At 42.6% G+C, this 22939-nt stretch carries 22 protein-coding genes and 1 other RNA gene; 5 read left to right on the top strand and 18 right to left on the bottom strand.

Annotation, left to right across the window (positions count from 1 at the left end):
• Nucleotides 1-43: 43 nt before the first annotated feature.
• From rnpB to JZO70_RS12455, 3 genes are all read right to left on the bottom strand, one after another.
• An RNA gene (gene rnpB / locus JZO70_RS12465) (RNase P RNA component class B) lies at nt 44-412 on the bottom strand.
• A 17-nt stretch (nt 413-429) separates the two neighbouring features.
• Nucleotides 430-840 (bottom strand): cell division regulator GpsB, encoded by a 411-nt coding sequence (gene gpsB, locus JZO70_RS12460; RefSeq protein WP_207673896.1) that lies wholly within the window; start codon nt 838-840, stop codon nt 430-432.
• 72 nt (nt 841-912) lie between these two features.
• Nucleotides 913-1470, bottom strand: coding sequence for an SLOG family protein (locus tag JZO70_RS12455; protein WP_207673895.1), 558 nt, complete (start codon nt 1468-1470; stop codon nt 913-915).
• 67 nt (nt 1471-1537) lie between these two features.
• Here JZO70_RS12455 and recU point away from each other — a divergent pair, with 67 nt between their 5' ends.
• Nucleotides 1538-2149: a Holliday junction resolvase RecU gene (gene recU, locus JZO70_RS12450; RefSeq protein ID WP_207673894.1), complete on the top strand. Its 612-nt coding sequence runs from the start codon at nt 1538-1540 to the stop codon at nt 2147-2149.
• A gap of 8 nt (nt 2150-2157) precedes the next feature.
• The gene (locus JZO70_RS12445; protein WP_207673893.1) at nt 2158-4488 is read left to right on the top strand and encodes a PBP1A family penicillin-binding protein; all 2331 of its coding nucleotides are present in this window, start codon (nt 2158-2160) and stop codon (nt 4486-4488) included.
• Between the two features lie 63 nt (nt 4489-4551).
• On the opposite strand, the gene nth is transcribed toward JZO70_RS12445, so the two are convergent.
• From nth to JZO70_RS12405, 8 genes are all read right to left on the bottom strand, one after another.
• Nucleotides 4552-5202 (bottom strand): endonuclease III, encoded by a 651-nt coding sequence (gene nth, locus JZO70_RS12440; protein ID WP_207673892.1) that lies wholly within the window; start codon nt 5200-5202, stop codon nt 4552-4554.
• Entirely contained in the window at nt 5192-5905 is a 714-nt protein-coding gene (locus tag JZO70_RS12435) for a DnaD domain-containing protein (RefSeq protein WP_207673891.1), read from the bottom strand. Before JZO70_RS12435 ends, nth begins: the two co-directional genes overlap by 11 nt.
• A gap of 210 nt (nt 5906-6115) precedes the next feature.
• Nucleotides 6116-7462 (bottom strand): FAD-dependent oxidoreductase, encoded by a 1347-nt coding sequence (locus JZO70_RS12430; RefSeq protein ID WP_207673890.1) that lies wholly within the window; start codon nt 7460-7462, stop codon nt 6116-6118.
• Nucleotides 7463-7886: 424 nt separating this feature from the next.
• Nucleotides 7887-8318 carry a Fur family transcriptional regulator gene (locus JZO70_RS12425; protein WP_207673889.1) on the bottom strand — a complete coding sequence of 144 codons (432 nt, stop codon included), beginning with the start codon at nt 8316-8318 and terminating at the stop codon, nt 7887-7889.
• 94 nt (nt 8319-8412) lie between these two features.
• Nucleotides 8413-9342: a cysteine synthase A gene (gene cysK, locus JZO70_RS12420; protein WP_207674002.1), complete on the bottom strand. Its 930-nt coding sequence runs from the start codon at nt 9340-9342 to the stop codon at nt 8413-8415.
• Between the two features lie 170 nt (nt 9343-9512).
• The gene (locus JZO70_RS12415) at nt 9513-10376 is read right to left on the bottom strand and encodes a glucosaminidase domain-containing protein (protein ID WP_207673888.1); all 864 of its coding nucleotides are present in this window, start codon (nt 10374-10376) and stop codon (nt 9513-9515) included.
• Nucleotides 10377-10559: 183 nt separating this feature from the next.
• Nucleotides 10560-12554 (bottom strand): transketolase, encoded by a 1995-nt coding sequence (gene tkt, locus JZO70_RS12410; protein WP_207673887.1) that lies wholly within the window; start codon nt 12552-12554, stop codon nt 10560-10562.
• Between the two features lie 98 nt (nt 12555-12652).
• Nucleotides 12653-12895, bottom strand: a complete 243-nt coding sequence (locus JZO70_RS12405) for a DUF896 family protein (RefSeq protein ID WP_207673886.1) — start codon at nt 12893-12895, stop codon at nt 12653-12655.
• 133 nt (nt 12896-13028) lie between these two features.
• On the opposite strand from JZO70_RS12405, the gene lexA reads away from it, so the two are divergent.
• The gene (lexA, locus tag JZO70_RS12400) at nt 13029-13652 is read left to right on the top strand and encodes a transcriptional repressor LexA (RefSeq protein WP_207673885.1); all 624 of its coding nucleotides are present in this window, start codon (nt 13029-13031) and stop codon (nt 13650-13652) included.
• 103 nt (nt 13653-13755) lie between these two features.
• Entirely contained in the window at nt 13756-14037 is a 282-nt protein-coding gene (locus JZO70_RS12395; protein ID WP_207673884.1) for a hypothetical protein, read from the top strand.
• Nucleotides 14038-14095: 58 nt separating this feature from the next.
• On the opposite strand, the gene JZO70_RS12390 is transcribed toward JZO70_RS12395, so the two are convergent.
• From JZO70_RS12390 to obgE, 7 genes are all read right to left on the bottom strand, one after another.
• Nucleotides 14096-14608, bottom strand: a complete 513-nt coding sequence (locus tag JZO70_RS12390; protein ID WP_207673883.1) for an adenine phosphoribosyltransferase — start codon at nt 14606-14608, stop codon at nt 14096-14098.
• Between the two features lie 13 nt (nt 14609-14621).
• A complete protein-coding gene (gene recJ, locus JZO70_RS12385) occupies nt 14622-16910 on the bottom strand; it encodes a single-stranded-DNA-specific exonuclease RecJ (protein WP_207673882.1) in 2289 nt (762 codons plus the stop codon).
• Nucleotides 16911-17009: 99 nt separating this feature from the next.
• Nucleotides 17010-17444: a LapA family protein gene (locus JZO70_RS12380; protein ID WP_207673881.1), complete on the bottom strand. Its 435-nt coding sequence runs from the start codon at nt 17442-17444 to the stop codon at nt 17010-17012.
• A 12-nt stretch (nt 17445-17456) separates the two neighbouring features.
• On the bottom strand, nt 17457-18245 hold the full coding sequence (locus JZO70_RS12375; RefSeq protein WP_207673880.1) for an SDR family NAD(P)-dependent oxidoreductase: 789 nt from the start codon (nt 18243-18245) through the stop codon (nt 17457-17459).
• 5 nt (nt 18246-18250) lie between these two features.
• Nucleotides 18251-19177 carry a ribonuclease Z gene (gene rnz / locus JZO70_RS12370; RefSeq protein ID WP_207673879.1) on the bottom strand — a complete coding sequence of 309 codons (927 nt, stop codon included), beginning with the start codon at nt 19175-19177 and terminating at the stop codon, nt 18251-18253.
• Between the two features lie 72 nt (nt 19178-19249).
• The gene (locus tag JZO70_RS12365) at nt 19250-19795 is read right to left on the bottom strand and encodes a DUF1269 domain-containing protein (RefSeq protein WP_207673878.1); all 546 of its coding nucleotides are present in this window, start codon (nt 19793-19795) and stop codon (nt 19250-19252) included.
• 405 nt (nt 19796-20200) lie between these two features.
• Nucleotides 20201-21514: a GTPase ObgE gene (gene obgE / locus JZO70_RS12360; RefSeq protein WP_242703910.1), complete on the bottom strand. Its 1314-nt coding sequence runs from the start codon at nt 21512-21514 to the stop codon at nt 20201-20203.
• A gap of 277 nt (nt 21515-21791) precedes the next feature.
• Between obgE and gap the strand changes: the two genes are divergently transcribed.
• Entirely contained in the window at nt 21792-22802 is a 1011-nt protein-coding gene (gap, locus tag JZO70_RS12355) for a type I glyceraldehyde-3-phosphate dehydrogenase (protein WP_207673877.1), read from the top strand.
• Nucleotides 22803-22939: the final 137 nt, after the last annotated feature.

Genomic DNA, 22939 nt, shown 5'->3' with positions numbered 1-22939 from the left:
ACCTTCTCAACAAAGTTGGAAGGTACCCTGAAATCTTGCAATTTTCTGTAAGCCATGTTCTGTACGCTAGACACCTCAGGGAAAGCTGCCTAACGTGGTAATCATCTATCTCCGACAATGTCGGCTCCTTCATCGTTCATTTCCTTAGAAAGAGTGCCCCTACCGTTGTTTGGGTTGCTCGCTCGAGGGGTTTACCGCGTTCCACCATTTTAGTTTCCTAAAATGCTTCGTCACTGTGGCACTTTCAAGAATACTCAGGCATAGATTGCTCCTTAGCCCTTTTTTCTGCCGTTACTCCAAAAGAAGTACCTTAGCTTATGGTTTCGCTAAGCACGAACACTACAGACAATCTCAGTCTTGTGCGAGCATGGACTTTCCTCAGCTGTAAAAACAGCCGCGATTACCCGAAAATTGCAAATTCAATTTTAATTAAAATTGACGTGTTTTTTCGTTGTCGCTATCTGCTTGCGTGTAGTTTTGTTTAATATCATCTACCGCTGTTTGGGTTGCAGAAGCTTGTTGGTCTAATTTCTTACCAAACACTTCACGTTCCAGATTTGACAAACGTTTCAGAATATCAAAGTTGGTGACAGCAGAGCTCTTAGGTGCTGCTGCTTCTTTTACGCGAGTTGGGGATGGTTGTGCTTTAGACAATTGGTCCATTTTCGCTTTTAATCGATCGTTTTCTTCTCTTAATACTAATAATTCCTTGTTGTATGCTTCGTAGTCCTTAATGACATTATCCAAAAATTCATCCACTTCGATGGGATCGTATCCACGCATCTTCGTTTTGAATTCTTGTTCCAAAATATCATTAGGAGTATAAATTACATTCGCCATTTTTCCACCTCATTAACGTCTTTGACTAATTATAACTTTCCTTAACTATCATAGCGGATACGGCAAAGGAAATCAAACACTATCCTCGAAATCATACGAATTTTCTAGATCATCCATGGAAATCATTTGTAATTCATAAGGATTTTTCTCTTGAAATCGTTCAATCGACGCCAGCAAATACTTGGTTTTTCCTGGAAATTCCGGATCATAAATTAACAAGCTGCCCTCGGTATGATTCAGTAAAAATTCCGTGTGATTGCGAAATTGCACCGGATTTTGATAAGGATGATGACTAACGGAATCTACGAAATCTGCCTTTGTTTTCAGCTCTGTTAACAACAGCTGATTGTTTTCGTTCCATTTACTGCCAAATTCTTCGAAAGGAAAAATCAGCGCCAATTTCAGCTCAGGATACTCTTCTTTTAATTCCAGGGCCACCTGCCCGGCCCAAATCTCGCAGCCCAGTGTTCCGCCGGTCATGACCCATTCCAGGCCATTTTCTAAATAATTCTTAAGCTCGCGTTTTAGGGCGTGTTTAATCACCGTAACCCGGGGGTCTTTTTGGTTGAAAATCCCCATTTCAAAGCCTTGGTAGCCGCTAATGTATAATCTTTTGATAATTTCTGCCATAATTTTTTCTCTCTTTCAGATAAAAACTGAATAATTTGATATAATGTCAAACAGGAGCGTGATAAGCATGGCCTTCCGTTACCCCAACGGTCAATTATTTTCATCGGATAGTACGCCTAAAGAAAGCGCGAAACTAACAAAACGAACAAATTTCGCCAATCGTGGGATGCGTTTTGAGGAAGCCATTAATCAAAGTAATGACTATTACCTTACCCATGATATCGCAGTTATCCATAAAAAACCAACTCCACTTCAAATTGTTAAGGTAGATTATCCTAGACGAAGTGCGGCGGTGATTAAGGAAGCGTATTTTAGACAACCTTCTACAACCGATTATAATGGTGTATACAAGGGGTATTATTTGGATTTTGAAGCCAAGGAAACCAAAAACAAGACTTCATTTCCCTTTAAGAATTTCCATCAGCACCAGATTGATCATATGAAGAACTGTTTAAAACAAGGCGGTATTTGTTTTATTCTATTATGGTTTTCCAGCATCGAACGTTGTTTCTTTCTGTCCAGCGAAGTGTTAATCGCTCTCTGGGAGCAGCAAGCATCCGGAAAGAAATCCATGACTTTAAGCCAAGTCGAAACTGAAGGAATCGAAATCTTCCCCAAGATTGCACCACGAATTCCTTACTTAGATGCTGTGGATGAATTTATTTGTAAAAAGGAGTAACTACAACTATGGCAAAGACCTCTCGTTCAGAGAAACGACCGAAAAAGGCGGCAAGAACCAAAAAGGGCAAGATGAAGCGTTCAAAGCAAAAGACTGGCTTGCCTATTAAGATCTTAACGGTGATCGTCGGCTTCTTATGTTTAGTTATGCTGGCAGGTGTCGGGCTGTTCTTCTTCTATGTAAGTGATGCCCCCAAACTGACTGAAAAAGCATTAGAAGCACCAGCGTCCTCTAAATTTTTCGACAACAGTGATACTGAGTTTGAAGATTTAGGCGCCGAAAAAAGAGAAACCGCCAACGCAGACGAGATCCCTCAGGAATTGGACGATGCGATTGTATCGATTGAGGATCGTCGTTTCTTCGACCACAACGGGATTGACCCGATTCGAATTGTCGGCTCAGCGATCCACAACTTGACCAACGATACTGTTCAAGGAGGAAGTACCTTAACCCAGCAGCTGATTAAGCTGTCTTACTTCTCCACTGACAGCTCTGACCAAACCCTGCGGCGCAAAGCTCAGGAAGCTTGGTTGGCATTAAAGCTGGAACAGCAAAAGTCAAAGCAAGACATTTTGACCTACTATATTAACAAAGTCTACATGGCCAATGGCGTTTACGGCATGAAGACGGCAGCGGAAACCTACTATGGCCGACCGCTAAATGAATTAACTATCGCCGAAATTGCTTTACTGGCAGGTATGCCGCAAGCACCGAGTGCCTATGACCCTTACCAGCATGCTGATGCAGCGAAGAAGCGTCGCAACACCGTGCTTTACACTATGCTGGAGAACAACAAGATTACACAAGCTGAATATGATGAAGCTTCTGCAGCAGATGTTCAAGCAGGCTTGCAGCCGTTGTCAACAGATAACGAAGAACGGCGGATTTCGGATAACTATATGAAGGAAGTTATCGCTGAAGTCGAACGTAAAACCGGCAAGGATGTTTATACCGATGGCCTTGAAATCTATACCAACTTAGATATGGATGCCCAAAAACAACTGTATGATATTGTCAATACTGATATGTACGTTCAATATCCAGACGAAGAGCTGCAGGTTGCGGCAACTTTAATGGACGTCAACACCGGGAAAGTAACGGCTCAAATCGGCGGACGAAACATTGCTTCCGATGTCTTTTTAGGCAACAACTTAGCCGTAAGTACCAACCGCGACTTCGGTTCGACGGTTAAACCGATCACTGATTACGGTCCAGCGATTGAATACGATCAGCTGTCTACCGGCACGTACATTCAAGATGCACCCTACAATTATCCAGGCACTAAGACGCCAGTTATGAACTGGGACAACAGCTACTACGGCAACATTACCTTGCGTCAAGCATTGTACGATTCACGGAATGTCCCGGCAGTGAAGCTGTTTGATCAAGTCGGTGCCGATCAAGTGTCTGAATTCCTAGGTAAACTAGGAATCAAATACGAAGACATTCAATTGTCTAATGCGATTTCCAGCAACACGCAAACTTTGGACAACCCTGAATATGGCGTGTCCAGCGAGAAAATGGCGGCAGCTTATTCGGCCTTTGCCAACGGCGGAACGTATTACGAACCGCAATATGTCAGCCGGATCGTTTATCCTGACGGCACCGAAGAAACCTTCCAAAGTGAAGGGGAAAAAGCGATGGAATCTTATACCGCTTATATGATTACCGATATTCTAAAAGACGTAATCACTCAAGGTACAGGCACAAACGCTCGGATTCCTTCGTTAATTCAAGCTGGTAAAACTGGGACTTCCAACTATACCGCTGATGAGCTGGCACAAATTACTACTAATTATGGCAGTGTTTCACCAGACGTTACCTTTACTGGATATACGACCAATTATGCGATGTCTGTCTGGACTGGTTATAACGAGAAACTGACGCCGATCACCTCGCAGTCTAATATGATTGCGATGGACGTTTACCGCGAGCTGATGGAGTATGTTTCAGCTAGTGTTCCGAATGTCGATTGGGATTTCCCAGACGATGTGGTTCGGGTCGGCAATGAATTGTATGTGAAGGGCGCTACTGATGTTCCTTATCAGCAAACACCAAGCTATTCCTATAACAATGGCTACAACAACTATAACAATAATAACGGCTATACCGTTCCAAGCGCGACAACGCCGGATGACGCAGAGGAAGAAACCACTCCATCTGCTGCACCGGATGTAACGACACCGTCCGCTCCGGCAACTGAACCGCAGCAGCCAAGCGATAACACCCCTTTGCCTGATCCAGGTACCACAACACCTGGCGCTGGTACGGGCGGCGATGGCGGAAACACTGGTCAAAACCAAGGCGGCGCTACTCTAACACCGCCGGCTACACAGTAGATTGGTTAAAACCAAAGAGAACCTGAAAACTTATCTTCATTAGATAAGTCTTCAGGTTCTCTTTTATTTGGCAATTTTCAAACGATCCTTGCCATCCTGGCACAAATCCAGTAATGGACAAATTTCGCATTTTGGCGAACGAGCCATACAATGGTAGCGGCCAAAGAAAATCATGGTGTGATGGGTCTTTACCCATAATTCTTTAGGAACTTTCCGCATCAAGGTTTCTTCTACCTCGGTGACACTGGCCTTCAGCTTGCAAATTCGCAGCCGTTTGCTCACTCGTTCAACGTGGGTATCCACCGCAATCGCTGGAAATCCAAAGGCATCCCCCATCACCACATTGGCAGTTTTACGGCCAACTCCCGGGAGCTTAATCAGCTCTTCCCGCGTTTTCGGCACTTCACCGCCATATTCTTCTAACAGCATCTCAGCACAGGCCTTGATGTTTTTCGCCTTGTTGCGATACAGACCAATTGTTTTGATCTTCTCGATAATTCCTTCAATCGGCGCCTGGCTCAAGGCTTCTGGCGTGGGATAAGCCGCAAATAAAGCCGGTGTCGCTTTATTGACCGAAACATCGGTGGCTTGAGCGCTAAGAATCACCGCGATCAGCAGCTGAAAGGGATTATCCGAGACCAGTTCACCGTGGGCTTCCGGAAACATTTCATACATGCGGGAGATAGCTTCCATCGTTTTTTCCTTACTTAGCATCTGAATCCTTCTCCTTCAACCAGTTATACAAGGAAACCTTCGGCAATTCCTCCGAACCCTTCACTTCCTCTTTTTGCAGCAAAATCTGCTTGCGGCGTTTTTGTTCTTCCTCGACCTGCTGCTTGGTGCGGATGTTTTTCCGCTCCCAGCTTAACAGCACTCGGTCAATATAGGTTAAGTTGTAGGCTTGATTTAACACAGCCTCTCTTAAAGCCAAGGCAATCAGGTCTGGTGCGTAGTGATCTTCCTCAATCCATTGGCCAATCCGCTGGTATTCAATCGCTGAAAGCGGACGACCAAATTCCTGTTCGAAGGACTGATACATCTTCTTAATTGCCTGCTCTTCCGTCAACTGCTCTTCTTGGAAACGTTCTTGCTCTTTTAACACCGATAATTTTTCATAGGCCGGCATTAAATTGTAGCGGTCTTTGTGACGCCCATTTTCGTCCAGCGCGTTCTCCAGCTCCACAAAGCCTTTATTGATTAGATCACCTAATAGTTCATAGACTTTTTCGTTGGTGATGCCCATCGAATCGGCCACCTTCACCAAATCAGGAAAGTCATTGCCGGATTGACTAGCTGCCAGCAGCTGAAGCCACAGCATCGATTCAAAAGTCGAAAGCCCTAAACGAGCGTAATTTTTAAGAAAGAGATTGGACACTGTCGTCTGTCCATTTGATAAATATTCTTCCAGTGAAATCATTTTAAAGCCTCCATTCTTTCCTAGTGTACACTAAATAATAAGGATAGCCAAGATGCTAAGAAAGGCTTAATAAACTCCCTCAGCTTTGGATAAACTTTTCCTCAACTTCTTCAAAATCTCCGCTGATCGCCGACAAAGCGGCTTTGATTGGTTTATTTCCTTCAACACTAAAAAAGGCCTGAGGAAATCCCCAGACCTTAGAATGATCAATTATTTGCTGCTTTTTTCCATCGCTGCTTGTGCCAAAATATTCAAGTAGTTCCAAGGACGGTCAAAGTGTGGTTGGAAGAAGAAGTCTTGTAAAGCCAAGTCTTCAACAGTCATGCCATTTTGAATTACAACAGACATTGTGTTGGCTGATTGTGTAATGTCGTACTTAGAAATAAATTGTGCACCGACGATACGGTTAGTTCCTTTTTCGACAACTAATTCCATCAGAATTTTTTCTGTTGTTGGCATGAACTCTGGACGGTAATTGTCTTCGATCAAGGTTGTGTCAACATCGATTCCTTGCAATTGCGCACCTTCGCTAGTTAAACCAGTTGAGCCGATGTTCCAGCCAAACAAGTACAAACCAGAAGTTCCTTGGGTGCCGCGGTATTTCATTTTTTGTTCCGTCAAGTTATGACCAACCAGCATTCCTTGGCGAACCGCATTGGTTGCTAACGGAATGTAGCTGTCTTTGTGAGTTGGGTTGTAATGAACCACGGTTGAGTCACCAGCTGCAAAAATATCTGGATCGCTGGATTGCATGTATTCGTTGACTTTGATCGCACCATTTGGCAGCATTTCTACTTTGCCGCGTAGTAATTCAGTATTTGGTCTGAAGCCGACACATAGGATAACCATGTCTGCATCAAATTCAGCATTTGCTGTGGCAACTTTCGCAACTTTGCCGTCTTCATCAGCGATAAATTCACTCACGTTAGCACCTAAAGCCAATTTCACGCCGTGATCTTCTAATTCTTTTTCCAACACATCAGTAAATGGTTGGTCTAAGTATTTGTTTAAGATACGAGGAAGTCCGTCGATCAAGGTTACGTCTTTACCAGATTCCGTAAAGGCTTCAACCAATTCGATCCCAATGTAGCCGCCGCCGACAACGACAACTTTTTTGGCACTTTTGGCTTCTTCGATAATTTTGTTGGCTTGGTTATAGTTTTTACATAATAGAACATTTTTTGACTCGATGCCTGGGATTGGCGGAATAATTGGCCAAGAACCAGTTGTCATGACTAATTTATCGTAATCAACCACTTTTTCTTCACCGGTTTTAAGGTCTTTAGCGGTTACTTTTTTCGCTTCAGTGTCCACGTTAGTTACATCATGCTCCATGTTCACCTTTGCACCTAGAGAAGCTAATTCCTCTGGATTTGAGTAAAATAGGCCAGCAGGATCTTTCACAACCCCACCTACATATAAGGCGATTCCGCAAGATAGAAACGAAATATTATCGTTACGTTCATAAACGGTAACCTCTGCTTCTGGATGAGTGGCTAAAATATTCTTGACTGCTGCTGTACCGGCATGGGTACATCCGACAACTACTACTTTCATCTATATATCCCTCTTTCTTTGTAACAGTTTTTAGTTTGCAATGAATTGCACAATCAGTATAGCAGAAACCGCTGAATTCCCTATCTATTTTGCTCACAAAGCGACTATTATTTTCGCTTTTAAGAAAAACTACAATCGTTTTATTGCTACAGAAGTATTTTTTAACAGATACAGCAAAAAAAGGGCATCCCGTTTATGGACACCCGAGCAAATTCTATTTTATTTCAGCTTTAATTCGTCGTCCCCCAGCTTTCGTCGGTTACCTGGTCATTTCCTGCAGCGAATTTGTTGCCATTTGAGTTCTATAGAATAAATTTTACACCCTGTCACTTCTCATTGGTGACTCTGTTGACTTTCTCAGCCTTGATTTTTGGACTACGATTGATGCTAATCTCAAAAAAAAAGAGCAAATCGCTAAAGCGACTTACCCTTTCTTTTGACAATCTGGACATGAACCGTATACTTCTAACCGGTGCTCGTTGATTTGGAAACCAGTTAATTCACTGGAAGCCATCTCTACGTCTTCTAATCCCGGATAAAAGAAGTCTTCGATTTTTCCGCATTCAGTACAAATCGCATGATAGTGCTTTTGAACACCGAAATCAAAGCGACTTGCCGCGTCTCCATAGCTCATTTCTTGTACCATACCGATTTCAACAAACTTTCGCAAGTTGTTGTAGATAGTAGCCACACTCATATTTGGGAAACGATCTTCCAATGAACGGAAAATTTCGTCTGCCGTGGGGTGAGTGCGATGCTCAATCAAAAACTCCAAAATTGCGTAACGTTGAGGTGTTATCCGTACGTTCGCTTCCTTTAGATCTTCAATCGCGTGTTCTACCGCATGCTTAGCCATAATATCTCCCTCCCCTTATAATCTTTCTTAAATAATACTACTATTCGATTATAAAAGCTAGTGAGAATATTAAAACTTCACAAATACGCTAAAATCACTGCTCAAAATTAAATAATTCAGTGGACAGGTAACGCTCTCCGCTGTCTGGCAAAAGAATCAGTACTTTTTCGTCAGCTGACATGGTCTTCGCTAAATCTAATCCAGCTTTTAAAGCAGCACCGGATGAAATCCCTACTAAGATGCCTTCCTTTTTAGCGATTTCCCGCGCTGTTTCCATTGCGTCTTCTCCACTAACTGCTGTCACTTCATCATAGACAGATGTATCTAAGTTGTCAGGTACGAAACCTGCGCCGATCCCTTGAATTTTGTGAGGACCTGGTTGTCCGCCTTCTAAGACAGGTGATTCTTTTGGTTCAACCGCCACCACTTTGATATTTTGATACATGCGTTTTAGTTCACGACCTACACCGGTAATGGTGCCGCCTGTGCCCACGCCTGCAACAAAAGCATTTAAGCCGCTGCTGCCAAAGGTATCCACGATTTCTTGAGCAGTAGTTTTTTCATGAATCGCTGGGTTGGCTGGATTTTCAAATTGTGAAGGAACAAACCAGCCATTCTCTTTAGCTAATTCATCAGCTTTGGCAATTGCGCCCTTCATGCCATCAGGACCAGGTGTCAAAATAAGCTCTGCACCATAAGCCTGCATCAATTTTCTTCTTTCAATACTCATAGTTTCCGGCATCACCATAATTACTTTGTAGCCTTTAGCCGCGCCAACCATGGCTAAACCGATTCCTGTATTCCCTGAGGTCGGTTCGATAATTGTTGCACCTTCAGTTAACTTTCCTTCTTTTTCAGCGCCTTCGATCATACTTAAAGCGATCCGATCTTTTACACTGCCCCCAGGATTAAAGGATTCAACCTTTACATAAACTTGTGCCATGTCATCAGAAACTAAACGCTTTAATTTAACAATCGGTGTTTGACCAATCGTTGCTAAAATGGAATCATAAACTTTCGTCATCATTACGTCCTCCCTTACCTTATGTAAGTATAGTAAACGAAAAATGGATTATATGCTAGTGATATGTCCAGTTCGAGAGGTGTCCCTAAGAAAGGAGGCACAACTTGTCAAAAAAATTATACTTTATTATTTCAGACCAAAAAAAAGAAGCTGATAAGCTTCTTTTTTGATTATATAGCTAATTGTTGTCCCGGCATGATCATTGAATCTAGACTTAAGCCGTTATTGGCTAACAGTTGATCCACGGTGACTCCGAAATGCTGAGCGATTCCCCATAAAGAATCTCCATTTTGAACAGTATATGTTTGACCAGTAGCCTGCGGTGTTGTTGCTTGGGCTTCAGGTTGTGCTGCTTGTTCTTGTGTTTGTTCAACAACAGCTGCTGTTGGAGCAGCTTCGATTGCTGTTCCCGCTCCTGGAGTGTCAAAACGGGTTAAATTGTACATTTGAATCAAAGAAATCAATTTACCGGCATAGCCTGGATCAGTTGCATAGCGTCCAGTTAAGTAAACGGCTGCATCCTGATAGCTGGATGTATGGCTCTTCCACGCACCAGCATAGTAAGAGTTGCGCATAATGTTGGCATGATCTAAAAATGATTCTTCATAGCTGTTGTAAACAGCGAATGGTTCTGACATACTCACCCATTGGCCATCTAAGAATTCTTGGGTATTCATGTAGATGCTTGGTCCGCCGTTGTATTCTTTTACACCAAATAGATTGTAATACGGTGCAGCAGATAATGTAGACGATCCAAAGCCGGTTTCAACTAACGCTTGGGCCACCATGATGGATGCATACAAATCATTTGATGAAGATACTTGCATCGCTGAGGCTCCCAGCTGCTCAATAAAAGCTGACTGATTTTGCGCTTGGCCGGTTTCTGCAGCTGACGCCTTCACAGTATTTAATCCCATTACTGCTGGCGTTACAGCTAAAGCGGTACCTACTACAGGCATAATCCGTTTTACTTTCTTAGATTTCTGTTGTCGTATGTATTCATTTCTTGCACTGCGAGTCTTAAACTGGCTCATTCTCTACCTCCAAATATACCCTTGTTTTCATTTTTCCTGGTACGTCACAATAAAAGTATACGCTATAAAAATTCTCTAAACAATTTAAACACGGTATCTTCATTCATTTGTTAGGCTGTCGTAATATGCGTAACAAAAAAATAAAGTGCAGAAATGTTATTCTGCACTTCATTTTATCAAATTTTATAATTCGTTGTAGGTATTTACTACGTTATCAACAGTGAAACCAAATTGTTCTAACACAAATCCACCAGGAGCTGACGCACCGAAGCGATCAATGCTGATCATTTTGCCTTCATTGCCGATGTAACGTTCCCAGCCAAATGATGAAGCGGCTTCTACAGCTACGCGTTTAGTCACGGCTTTGGGCAAGACTGCTTCTTTGTAAGCTTCATCTTGTGCTTCGAATAAATCAAAGCTTGGTAATGAAACCACTGATACGTCTTTGCCTTGTTCCTTCAAGACTTTTTGCGCTTCAACTGCTAAGTACACTTCTGAACCAGTAGCAATTAAGATACCGTCAGGAGTGTCAGTTGCTGCTTTAGAAATCACGTAACCACCTTTAGCTACGCCATCAGTCGCAATTTCTTTGCTGCCTGGCAAGACTGGTAAGTTTTGACGACTTAGAACCAATAAGGTAGGTTTGTCCGTTGATTCTAACGCAACTTTCCAAGCGGCAGAAGTTTCGTTGCCGTCTGCTGGACGAATTACTTGAACGTTAGGCATGCAGCGTACGCTGGCTAATTGTTCGATTGGTTCGTGAGTTGGGCCATCTTCCCCTACTGCTACTGAATCGTGAGTTAACACGTAAGTAACTGGCAAGCCTTGAATCGCTGACATCCGGATTGCTGGACGCAAGTAATCCGTAAATACGAAGAATGTACCGCCATACACGCGAGTACCACCGTGTAATTGAATACCGTTCATAGCTGCTGCCATGGCGAATTCACGAACACCAAACCAGATATTGCGGCCTTCATAAGAACCAGGCTGGAATTCTTGTTCGTCAGCGATCGTCGTATTGTTTGAACCAGATAAGTCGGCAGAACCGCCCCAGACAGTTGGAACTGCTTTAGCAACTGCTTGGATAACTTCTTTGCTTGATACACGACTTGCTTGGCTTGAACCTTCTTCGTAAACTGGCAGGCTTTCTTCCCAGTTTTCAGGTAATTTACCGTCAAAGGCATCTTTGAATTGTTTTGCTAATTCAGGATGGGCGTTTTCGTAGTTTTTGAACATTTCGTTCCATTGTCCTTCTACTTCAGCGCCTTTATCCAACATATCTGCTTTGAAGCGTTCAGCTACTTCTTCAGGCACTGTGAAATCAGGATATTCCCAGCCGTAAACAGCTTTAGCAGCTTTAATGCCATCATCGCCGATTGGTGCACCGTGAACAGCAGAAGTGCCTTCTTTTGGTGAACCAAAGCCGATAACTGTTTTAATTTCAATTAAAGTCGGTTTTTCTGTTTCAGCTTTTGCTTCTTCAATCGCTTTGCTGATGGCATCCAAATCATTGCCGTCTTTTACTAAAATGTGCTGCCAGCCGTATGCTTCATAGCGAGCACCTACGTTTTCAGTGAAGGCTTTGTTTGTTGGGCCATCTAAAGAAATGTCATTTGAATCATACAAGACGACTAATTTACCTAGCTTCATATGACCAGCCATTGAACTAGCTTCTTGAGAAACACCTTCCATTAAGTCTCCATCACCAACGATAGTGTAAGTGTAATGATCCATCACATTGAAGCTGTCGCGGTTGTAAGTAGCTGCTAAATGAGCTTCAGCCATCGCCATACCTACAGCCATTGAGATTCCTTGGCCTAATGGGCCAGTAGTTGCTTCCACGCCATCAGTATGCAGAAATTCTGGATGTCCAGGTGTTTTACTTTCCCATTGACGAAAGTTCTTCAAGTCATCAATTGTTACTTGGTAACCTGCTAAGTGCAACAAGCTATATAGCATTGCAGAGCCATGACCAGCTGACAAGATGAAGCGGTCGCGGTTTGGCCAGCTTAATGATGTTGCTGGGTTTACGTTCAAGTGTTTTGTCCATAGGGCGTAAGCCATAGGTGCAGCCCCCATTGGTAAACCGGGATGGCCGGAGTTGGCTTTTTGAATCGCCTCAATACTTAATGTGCGGATCGTGTTGACACCTAACTGATCAATTTTATCAAACAAAATAATACGTCCTCCTTTTTGGTGATAAATACTTTTATTCCACATTCATTGTAACCGATTTATTTTCCTATTTCAATTGGAAATGCGAAATTTTCAAATTATTTTCGATTATGCAGCCCTTTTTCCTTCTGAATCTGCTTCAATTTTTCAGGAGTTACGTCTTTTCCATCAGGGTCAACGACCTTCATTCCTTCGATGTGATGGCGCATGCCGCTGCGAAAAGAGGACAAGTATTCTTCCCGCAAAACTTTTTGTTCGTGTTGTTCTGCCTCGCTTAAGCCTTCAGTCTTCTTCTTTTTTGCTAACTCATTAATTCGAGCAATCTTTTCATCTGAAATCATTTTATGCACCTCGCTTCCGCTCTCCATTATACAACAAAATGCCTTCGATAAAAAAGCAAAAGAAAGCGAACGCGTGTTTGATTTATCGAAAAAAATATGCTAAACTGAAAAAAAAGAGAAGAAGGTGTGAGCATTGGCAAAACGAACTGAAACAAAACAATTGGAAGTTCTGCGGTTCATTCATGAACGCGTTGAAAATAAAGGGTATCCCCCAACTGTTCGTGAAATTGGAGAAGCGGTGAATCTTTCGTCCACTTCAACTGTCCACGGACACTTAGCTCGCTTAGAGAAAAAAGGCTTGATCCTGCGAGATCCAACCAAGCCCCGGGCCATCGAACTAACGCTGGACGGGCTAGAAAAAATCGGCGTTCAGCCGCAGGTCATTCCGATGCTGGGGATCGTTACCGCTGGCGAACCAATCTTGGCTGTTGAAGAAGCTTCAGACTTTTTCCCAGTGCCGCCAGACTTGGCTAGTGAAGAAGGCAGCTTGTTCATGCTGACAATTCGTGGTGAAAGTATGATTAATGCCGGTATTTACGACGGCGACCATGTAATCGTGAAAAAACAGACTACTGCAGTTAACGGCGAGATCGTGATTGCCATGACTGACGAAAATGAAGCGACTTGCAAGAGATTTTATCGGGAGAGCGACTACATTCGTCTTCAGCCTGAAAATGACCAGATGGAACCCATCATTTTAGACAATGTTTCAATTTTAGGCAAGGTCGTTGGATTGTATCGAAGCCACATTTATTAATCGGATTTTTTCCGGTTAATTTTTTTCTTTACAAATCGAACAAACATTCGTATAATAGGTATACAAACATTTGTTCGCATATTTTATTAGGGGTGAATTATTTATGAAAGCAGTAAGAAGATTTGGCTTGATTATTGGATTTTTGTTGGTTGGATTAGTGATTGGCAAGCTGGGTTCATTGGCTACGATTGTCGTCTTCTCTGGATTGTTCATCGTTTGGTACATGCTGTGGGATGAAAAGAAATACGCCCAACAATACGAGCAAGAAGACACCTATTACGAAGAAGAGTACTACTACGAAGAAGAAGCGCCTGAAGAGGTTTACTATATGGATTCATACGATTACTACGACTATTATGACCATCACTACCATAAATCAGCATAAGAAAAAGGCCTTGAAAATCAGCATTTGTGATTTTCAAGGCCTTTTGTTTTGAAGAATTTTAATAGTCCATCAAGGTTAAGATGTCATATTTTTCGATTTTATCGCGTCCATGAAGTTCTTCCAATTCGATCAAGAAGGCACAACCCACCACGATACCGCCTAATTGTTCGACTAATTCGATGGTCGCTTTCACGGTTCCACCAGTTGCCAACAAGTCATCCGTCACTAACACCCGTTGTCCAGGTTGGATTGCGTCTTTGTGAATTGACAGAATATCCGTACCGTATTCTTTTTCGTATTCCACATCAAGTGTTGCTCTTGGCAATTTGTTTGGTTTACGAACCGGCGCAAAACCTACACCTAATTCAAAAGCTACCGGACAGCCGACGATAAACCCGCGGGCTTCAGGTCCAACCACCATGTCGATTTGCTTTTTGCTGGCATACTCAACAATTTGTCGCGTTGCTTCACGGTAAGCATCTCCGTCAGCCATTAAAGGTGAAATGTCTCGAAAGACAATCCCTTGTTGCGGGTAATCAGGAATGCTGGCAATATAATCTTTTAAATCCATCTTGTATTTCCTCCTAGCTTTTCAGCCAATTTCTTATAGTTTGAATGTCACTCATTAGTAAAAATTCTTCACTCTCAATTTGTTTCATTCGTTCTTTATAGTAAGGACTCTCTTCAATCACCTGATTTTGAGGATTCTCTACTATTTCTAAAACACCGTCATCTATTGTAACAAATTTTAAATCAGAAAACACGCGAATCATGAAGACGAGCAATTTTTCAGAGATTCTTAAATAATTCGAGATATTTTTCAGCTTGTAACGAATGTCCAGTCGTTTTTGCTGCAGACAAAACTTATACAGTTGTTTAAACTGCTCTTGACTAGGCATCCCGTTCAGATAGGCTTCATCAGCACTGTATAAGAAAAGATACACCCGTTCGAAATTCCCGTAGTTTACTAATGATTTGATCAATTCCTGATCACTTGGACAATCCACCACTACTAGTTGTCGATACTCTGCGTATTCTGCTAAGTGCTCTTCTTGATAAACTTGTACCTGGTGCTTCAGGGTGTCAGATAAAATGTCGCGGCTCTTTTCTTGGAAGGCCAAGTATAGCGTGCTGGCGGTTTCCAGCGGCTGATTCCAGCTGTGCTTCGCCCGACGATCAATTACTTGAAGACCTTCTGTGGCAAAATCCAGCAGCTTCAGCTGAACCTTCTTCTGACCGTTCCACTCATTGATTTCCAAGTCACCAACAAACCGAGTGTTTTCCTGCTTTAATTCTTCTAGTTTCGCGCCAAAACCGAAACCAATGACATCCACTTGTTGATTGTCATTAGTCAGCATGAACTTCACATGCTGCTGATCGGCTCCGATGGCTTTTATCTGAGCGACCTTGGTTTCCTCCACTAGAAAATGGGGTGCTGGATTATCCGTTCCAAAAGGCGCTAATTGTTTTAATTCTTCTGCAAAGGCCAAATTCACTTCTGCCAAGGAAAGCTCTTCGTCAATTTCCAGACTAGCCCCTTGCATTAAATCAATTTGTCTTTCCAGAATATACAAAGCAATCTGCTGCTTCAGTTCAGGCAGGTTTTCACTAGGCAAGGTTACCCCAATAGCTGCTTCATGTCCGCCGAAATGGGTGAAAAACTCCCGCATCGTAGTTAACATGCCGTACATGTCCAAGGCGCCGCTGCTGCGACCGGATCCTTTGGCTACACCCTCTTCGCTGATAGACAAAACGATAGCCGGATGCCCGGTTTGCTTCAAAATATTTCCGGCAACAATTCCAAGTACACCTGGATTCCAGCCTTCTTTCGCCAACACCTGGACTGGAGCATCTTCTTCCAGCATATCCATCGCTTCTTGAGTGATTTGCTGGACAATTCCTTTACGTTCGGTATTAATCTCATCTAGTTTTTGTGCTAATTCATGAGCCAGATTATCATCAAAGGTGGTCATCAGCTCCACTGCTGGATTGGGATCACCTAAGCGACCAATCGCATTTAAGCGAGGACCGATACTAAAACCGATACTGACTTCATCCAGTTTTTGCACATCGACACCGCTGACCTTCAGCAAATGGTTCAAGCCCATCCGCTGATTTTGCTTCATGATTTCTAAGCCCAATTGAACAATGGTCCGATTTTCGCCAGTCATTGAGACTAAATCGGCTACTGTTCCAATACAAGCCAAATCCAGAAGCTCTAACGGCGGTTCCTCCAGTAAAGCGGTGGCCAATTTGAAAGCTACACCCGCTCCAGCTAGTTCACCGAAAGGATACTCTCCATCTGGATGACGTGGATGCACAATACAATAAGCATCCGGCAGAACCGGCGGCATTTCGTGGTGATCGGTTACAATCACATCCACTTGGCGCGAGTTGGCATAGGCGATGGCTTCATTACCCGCCACTCCATTATCCACGGTTACAATTAATTGGATGCCTTCGTTGATTTTTTCTTCAAACAAAGCCTGGTTAGGCCCGTAACCATGAATAAACCGGTTCGGCAGCACACAGTGCACTTCCGCCCCCAGCATTTCCAGCGTTTCCTTCATAATTGAAGTACTGGTGATTCCGTCTGCATCATAGTCGCCATAAACTAAGATCGACTCACCTTCAATAATGGCGGCTTGAATCCGTTCCACCGCTTTTTGCATGTCATGCATCAAAAATGGATCATGTAAATTATCCACAGTGGCATAAATCATGCGCTCAAATTGTTCTTTTGTCTGAATGCCCCGCTGCCATAAAAGATTGGCAAAGGTTTGGCTATGTCCCATTCCCTTGATTTCTTCCAGAAATTCATGGGGAATCGCCGCGTTTTCCTTCAGGTGCCATTCAAAATTTGATTTCTTCAAAACATCACTTCCCAACCGTATTAGTATAGCAAAATTTCTTGGACAAAAAAAGAAATGAAAGAGAATGATCCTTAAAAATTTAGAATCATTCTCTTCCATTTAATCGTAATAGTCTAACGGGGGATTAGTTGGATCACTTTTAGCCGTCGTCTCACCTGTCAGCTGTTGGATATAATTATCTTTCTCGCTAAGCAGGCGTTCATAGTCCGCCTTCAGTGCAGCCACTTCATTTTCCTTTTCCCGTTGGTAGATCGCTTTATCTTCTGCTAGTTTTTCCTCATTACTAGTTTCAAAATCCTCAATTTGTTTTTGCAGCTGTTTTACTTGGCGCTTTTGTTGGAACATTGTCGCGCTTGAGGTCAAAAAGATCACCAAGGCCCCAATAATAGCTGAACCGATAATAATCAAGATCAGCGGGCTGAAAATTTTAGTAAAACCAAAATTAACCGGCACCTCTTGATTATTTAGTACGGCAAAGATGACAATAATTAAAACGAGAATAAACCCCAGGATTACCTTCCATTGTCTTTTCAAACCCATTCACCCTTATTTTTTATTGAATATACTTCCAGCTAACCAATCCCCAATATGTGGAAAGAGGATATACATACGAGACGCGGCTTCCATTACCCGCGGACGGTTAATTTCTCGCGTTGGTTCACCCATGCGTTTCACAATTGCTTTCGCTAATTTTTCTGGTTCTAAAACAATATTGCCTAAGCTGGCTAAATAACTGCCGCTTGGATCAGCTTTGTCGAAAAATTCCGTATCAATCGGTCCAGGATTAATAGTGGTTACATAAACACCTGCTGGCTTTAATTCTAAACGCAAGGCGTTAGAGAAACCTAAGACCGCAAATTTAGTTGCTGAATAAATCGTAGACTTGGCCGTCGCCATTTTCCCAGCCATTGAAGCCACGTTGAAAATATGGCCTTTTTTACGAGAAACCATGTCTAAAGCAATCTGCTGTGTGAAATAAATCATTCCTAAAACATTGACCTCAAACATTTTGCGGGCCGCTTCATAATCAAACTCAAAGAAGTCTTGGAACAGGCCATAACCTGCATTGTTGACTAACACATCCACGCTGCCGACTTCTTCAGCGATTTTTCCCAGCACGCTATCAACACTGTCTGGATCAGAAATGTCTAGTTGAAAGGCATATGCCTCCTTGCCGCTTAATTCCATACATTTTTCTTTTACTTGTCCAATCAACTGAATACGGCGAGCACAAGTTACCACAATTGCCCCGCGTTTTGCGGCTTGGTAACAGATTTGCTCTCCTAGTCCAGCTGATCCGCCGGTAACGACAACTACTTTGTTGGTTAAATCCATCCTCATCACTCCTTCAAAGGAATCTCAACAATATCGAAATCCTTTGCTATTTTAGTCGCTTTAAAAATTTCCTGAGCTTCTTTTTCTAATTCAAGCGCATCTTTGGTTAGGTAACGAGCCGAAATATGCGTCAGCACCAGCTGCTTCACCTGAGCTTTTTTAGCCACTCTGGCTGCTTGCTTGGTGGTTGAATGGAAATACGCCCGCGCCATCTTCTCTTCATCTTTCCTGAAGGTACTTTCATGGACCATCACGTCGCTGTTCTTGGCTAATTCCATCGAGACAGGAGTATAACGGGTATCGCCGAAAATAGTGACAATTCGTCCCTGTTTCTTCTGACCGATGAAGTCTTGACCGTCAATTACTCGACCATCCTTCAAAGTGACCGTTTTTCCTTGCTTGATTTGGCCATAAACCGGACCTGCCGGAATACCTAACGCCTCCAGCTTTTCAACCTGCAACGTACCTTCATGGTCCGCTTCAACTACGCGATAGCCATAGCTGTCGATTCCGTGATCCAATAAACGGCATTCTACTGAAAACTGTTTGTCTTTGAAAATGATGCCTTCCTTTACCTCAATGTAACGAATCGGATAAGACAAGCGAGTTTGCGAAACCTGCAACGCCGTTTTAACGAATTTTTCAATTCCCGGCGGCCCGTACAATTCCAGCTCTTCATCGCCGCCTTGGAAAGAACGGCTGCTCAATAAACCAGGCAACCCAAAAATGTGGTCGCCGTGCATATGAGTAATAAAAATCTTTTCAATCTTACGGGGACGAATGCTGGTGCGCAAAATCTGCATCTGGGTGCCTTCGCCGCAATCAAATAACCAAATTGCATTCCGTTCTGCTAATAATTTTAAAGCAATACTGCTGACATTACGATGTTTGGCCGGAACGCCTGCTCCGGTACCTAAAAATTCTAATTCCATAATTTCCCTGACTTTCTATCAAATTATCTTCATTCTAGAAGAAAGTCAGCCTTTCTGCAAATAGAAATCGGCTTAATTCTCTTCATTTGAAGAATCATTTGATTCATTATCGGTTTCTTTAGCCATTTCTTGGGCTTTTTTCACGTCTTCTTCCACTTCTTCATAGTTCAGACGAGTGATTTCGCCGCCCAGCTCATTCATGATTAATTGGTTCAACGGACGATTGTCATCCTCTTCTGCAATCAACAATAACCCAGTGTCGCCTTCTTTAATCTTATCAATCAGAAAGGCAAAGACTCCTTGTGCATCACGAACTTCTTTTACATCCCGGGAAGCACCAATCATACCGCCGGTAAACCAGCCCAGCAAAATACCGATCGGTCCGCCTAGAATCCCCACCATCATACCGATTAAACCACCGGTAGAACTTTTATTGTTGCCGGTAAAGTCTAAGAAGTCCTCAATTTGAAATTGATGCCCTCCGTCGTTGGAATGGTTAACGACAGCCATTTGTTCACCTTTGATTGCTCGAGTTGCCTGCAATTTCTTTACCTTTGAGAATGCTTCATAGGCTTGTGAAGGAAGCTCAAAGTTCATAATAATCACTCGTTTTTCCATAAAAATCCGCTCCTTTTTCGTATCAAGGTACTATTTTTTCAAAAATACTTTGTTTCTCAGGCCATATACCGTTTTGCTGCACATCACTATTGATATTTTTACTAAAAATTTTTTCTTGCTCTGATTCTGTTAAACTGCCAAAAGCAGAACTGGCATCCTAATATTAAGGTATTAATTTTTTCCAAAAAATAGTACGTTTTTCAGACTGTATGCTTATTTTAAGTTTAACAGTAAAGCGCGGTTTTGTGAACTAGACACCCCTTATGCTGGCAATAAATTTGTTATGTAAACAGAAATAGTCAACTGCTATCTTAGATTGGCAGAAGATATTAACAAAAATACGCAAAAAATCGGAATCAGGAGAACCTGATTCCGATTATCATGAAGCGCTAAGCTTCTACATTATTACTCAACAAATTCAAATTCGTATTTATCAATTCGAACGATGTCGCCGTCTTTGGCGCCGCGGGCACGTAATGCTTCATCGACACCCATTGCACGTAGTTGACGAGCAAAACGCATTACGGTTTCGTCGTGATCGAAGTTGGTCATCTTAAATAGTTTTTCTAATTTCTCACCAGCCAAGACCCAAGTAGTATCTGGTTCACGGGTAATCGTAAAGCCAGGATCTTCGCTTTGGTAACCGTATTGAACCGTTTCTTCTTCAATATCCTCTTCGTACAACGGAAATTCTGGCGTTGTTTCCAGTAAATCAGCCGTCGCGCTCAATAAGTTATCCATGCCTTGCTTAGTGATTGCCGAAATCGCAAAAATTGGCAGATCGTCAGCAAATTCGTCTTCTTTTTCTTTAGCTAATTGTTCTTTAAACTTAACCAGATTCTCTTCTGACTCAGGCATATCCATCTTGTTGGCCACAATAATTTGCGGACGCTCCAGCAAACGCAAATTGTGAGAACCTAACTCATTGTTGATGGCTACATAATCCTCGTAAGGATCACGGCCTTCCATCCCACTCATATCGATCACGTGTAAAATAACCCGTGTCCGTTCGATATGACGCAAGAATTGAGTTCCTAGGCCGATACCTTGAGAAGCTCCTTCAATCAGACCTGGCAAATCGGCAGCTACAAAGCTGCGGCTATCATTCGTTGTAACCATTCCTAAGTTAGGAACTAAGGTCGTAAAGTGATACGCACCAATTTTGGGTCTAGCAGAAGAAATTACTGATAGAATAGTCGATTTACCCACAGATGGGAAACCTACTAAACCGACATCCGCTAAGACTTTCAATTCTAGTTCAATTTTACGTTCTTGGCCTGGTTCGCCGTTTTCCGCAATTTCCGGTGCCGGATTTCTTGGTGAAGCAAAGCGAATATTACCTCGTCCGCCTCGTCCGCCTTTAGCTACTCGTAATTCTTGGCCGTTTTCAATTAAGTCACCAATTAAAACGCCTGTATCAGCATCGCGAACCGTCGTGCCAGGGGGAACTTTTACATACGTATCCTGTGCTCCACGGCCGTGCATGCCTTTACTCATCCCATTTTCACCGGGAGTTGCTCTAAAACGACGATTAAAACGGAAGTCCATTAAGGTACGTAAGCCTTCTTCTACTACTAAGATTACGTCACCGCCGCGTCCGCCATCGCCACCAGCCGGCCCACCATCGGGTACATATTTTTCACGACGAAAGGCAACCATACCGTCTCCGCCTTTACCGGCCTTGACGTCAATTGTTACCTGATCTAAAAACATAGACATCTTTCGTCCTCCTTGTTTTATCTATTTTCTGACTACTGAATTTCCACATCAAACAAAGTCTCCTTATTTTAGCTGTATTTACCACTAATGTCCATTACTGGAGGGGAATCTAATAAATTTTTATGCTTCCTTTTCCATTCTTCGATGAGAAACTGACCGATTCTCCGATTGGAGTGTAATCTTTTGACAAAAAATTGCATCCGATGCAGAATTGATCATGTAAGGAATAAGTGCATTTGCGCTTTATTTCTCGAATACAAAGGAGGAACTTTTAGTTATGACAGTAAAAGTAGGTATTAATGGATTCGGACGTATCGGTCGTTTAGCCTTCCGTCGTATTAAAGAAGTATCAGATGATATTGAAGTTGTAGCAATCAACGACTTAACAAGTCCTACAATGTTGGCTCAACTATTACAATTTGACTCAACTCACGGCACATACCCAGGCACTGTAACTGCAACAGAAAATTCAATCGTTGTAGACGGTGAAGAAACACGTGTTTATGCAGAACCTGATGCAAGCAAAATCCCTTGGGCAAAAGAAAACGGTGTTGATATCGTTTTAGAATGTACTGGTTTTTATACATCTCAAGAAAAAGCACAAGCTCACTTGGACGCTGGCGTGAAACGCGTAGTTATCTCAGCTCCAGCTGGTCAAATGAAAACTATCGTTTACAACGTAAATGATGACACTTTGAACGCAGACGACAAAATTATTTCAGCTGGTTCATGTACAACTAACTGCTTGGCACCAATGGCTTACTTCTTGCACGAAGAATTTGGTATTGAAGTTGGTACTATGACAACTGTTCATGCGTACACTTCAACTCAAATGCTATTGGACGGACCTGTTAAGGGCGGAAACTTGCGTGCTGCACGTTCAGCTGCAGACAACACAATTCCTCATTCAACTGGTGCGGCTAAAGCTATCGGCTTAGTTATTCCAGAATTGAACGGCAAATTACAAGGACATGCACAACGTGTGCCTGTTGTTGATGGTTCATTAACTGAATTAGTTTCTGTTCTTAAAACTAAAGTTACTGCTGATGAAGTCAACGAAGCAATCAAAAAACATACTGTTGATAACCCATCATTTGGCTATGACGATCGCGAAATCGTTTCTAGCGATGTTATTGGTACTACTCAAGGTTCAATCTTTGACCCAACTCAAACAGAAGTTACTTCTGCTGGAGACTACCAATTAGTTAAAACTGTTGCTTGGTACGACAACGAATACGGCTTTACTTGCCAAATGATTCGCTTGTTGGAAAAATTTGCTAACCTATAAGCAACCACAATTTAATGCTCAGACATAAGAGGAGACTTCGGTCTTCTCTTTTTTTAGAGGAAAAATCAACTTTTTTTCATAGGAAGTCGGTTCGTTTTTTGTTATGATGGAAAGGAAAGAATTTTGAAGGGAGATTT

Source organism: Candidatus Enterococcus moelleringii, assembly GCF_017377575.1.
GTDB classification, from domain to species: domain Bacteria; phylum Bacillota; class Bacilli; order Lactobacillales; family Enterococcaceae; genus Enterococcus_A; species Enterococcus_A moelleringii.
Note: the sequence above shows the minus strand (reverse complement) of the source record. Positions and strands in the feature narration are given on the sequence as shown.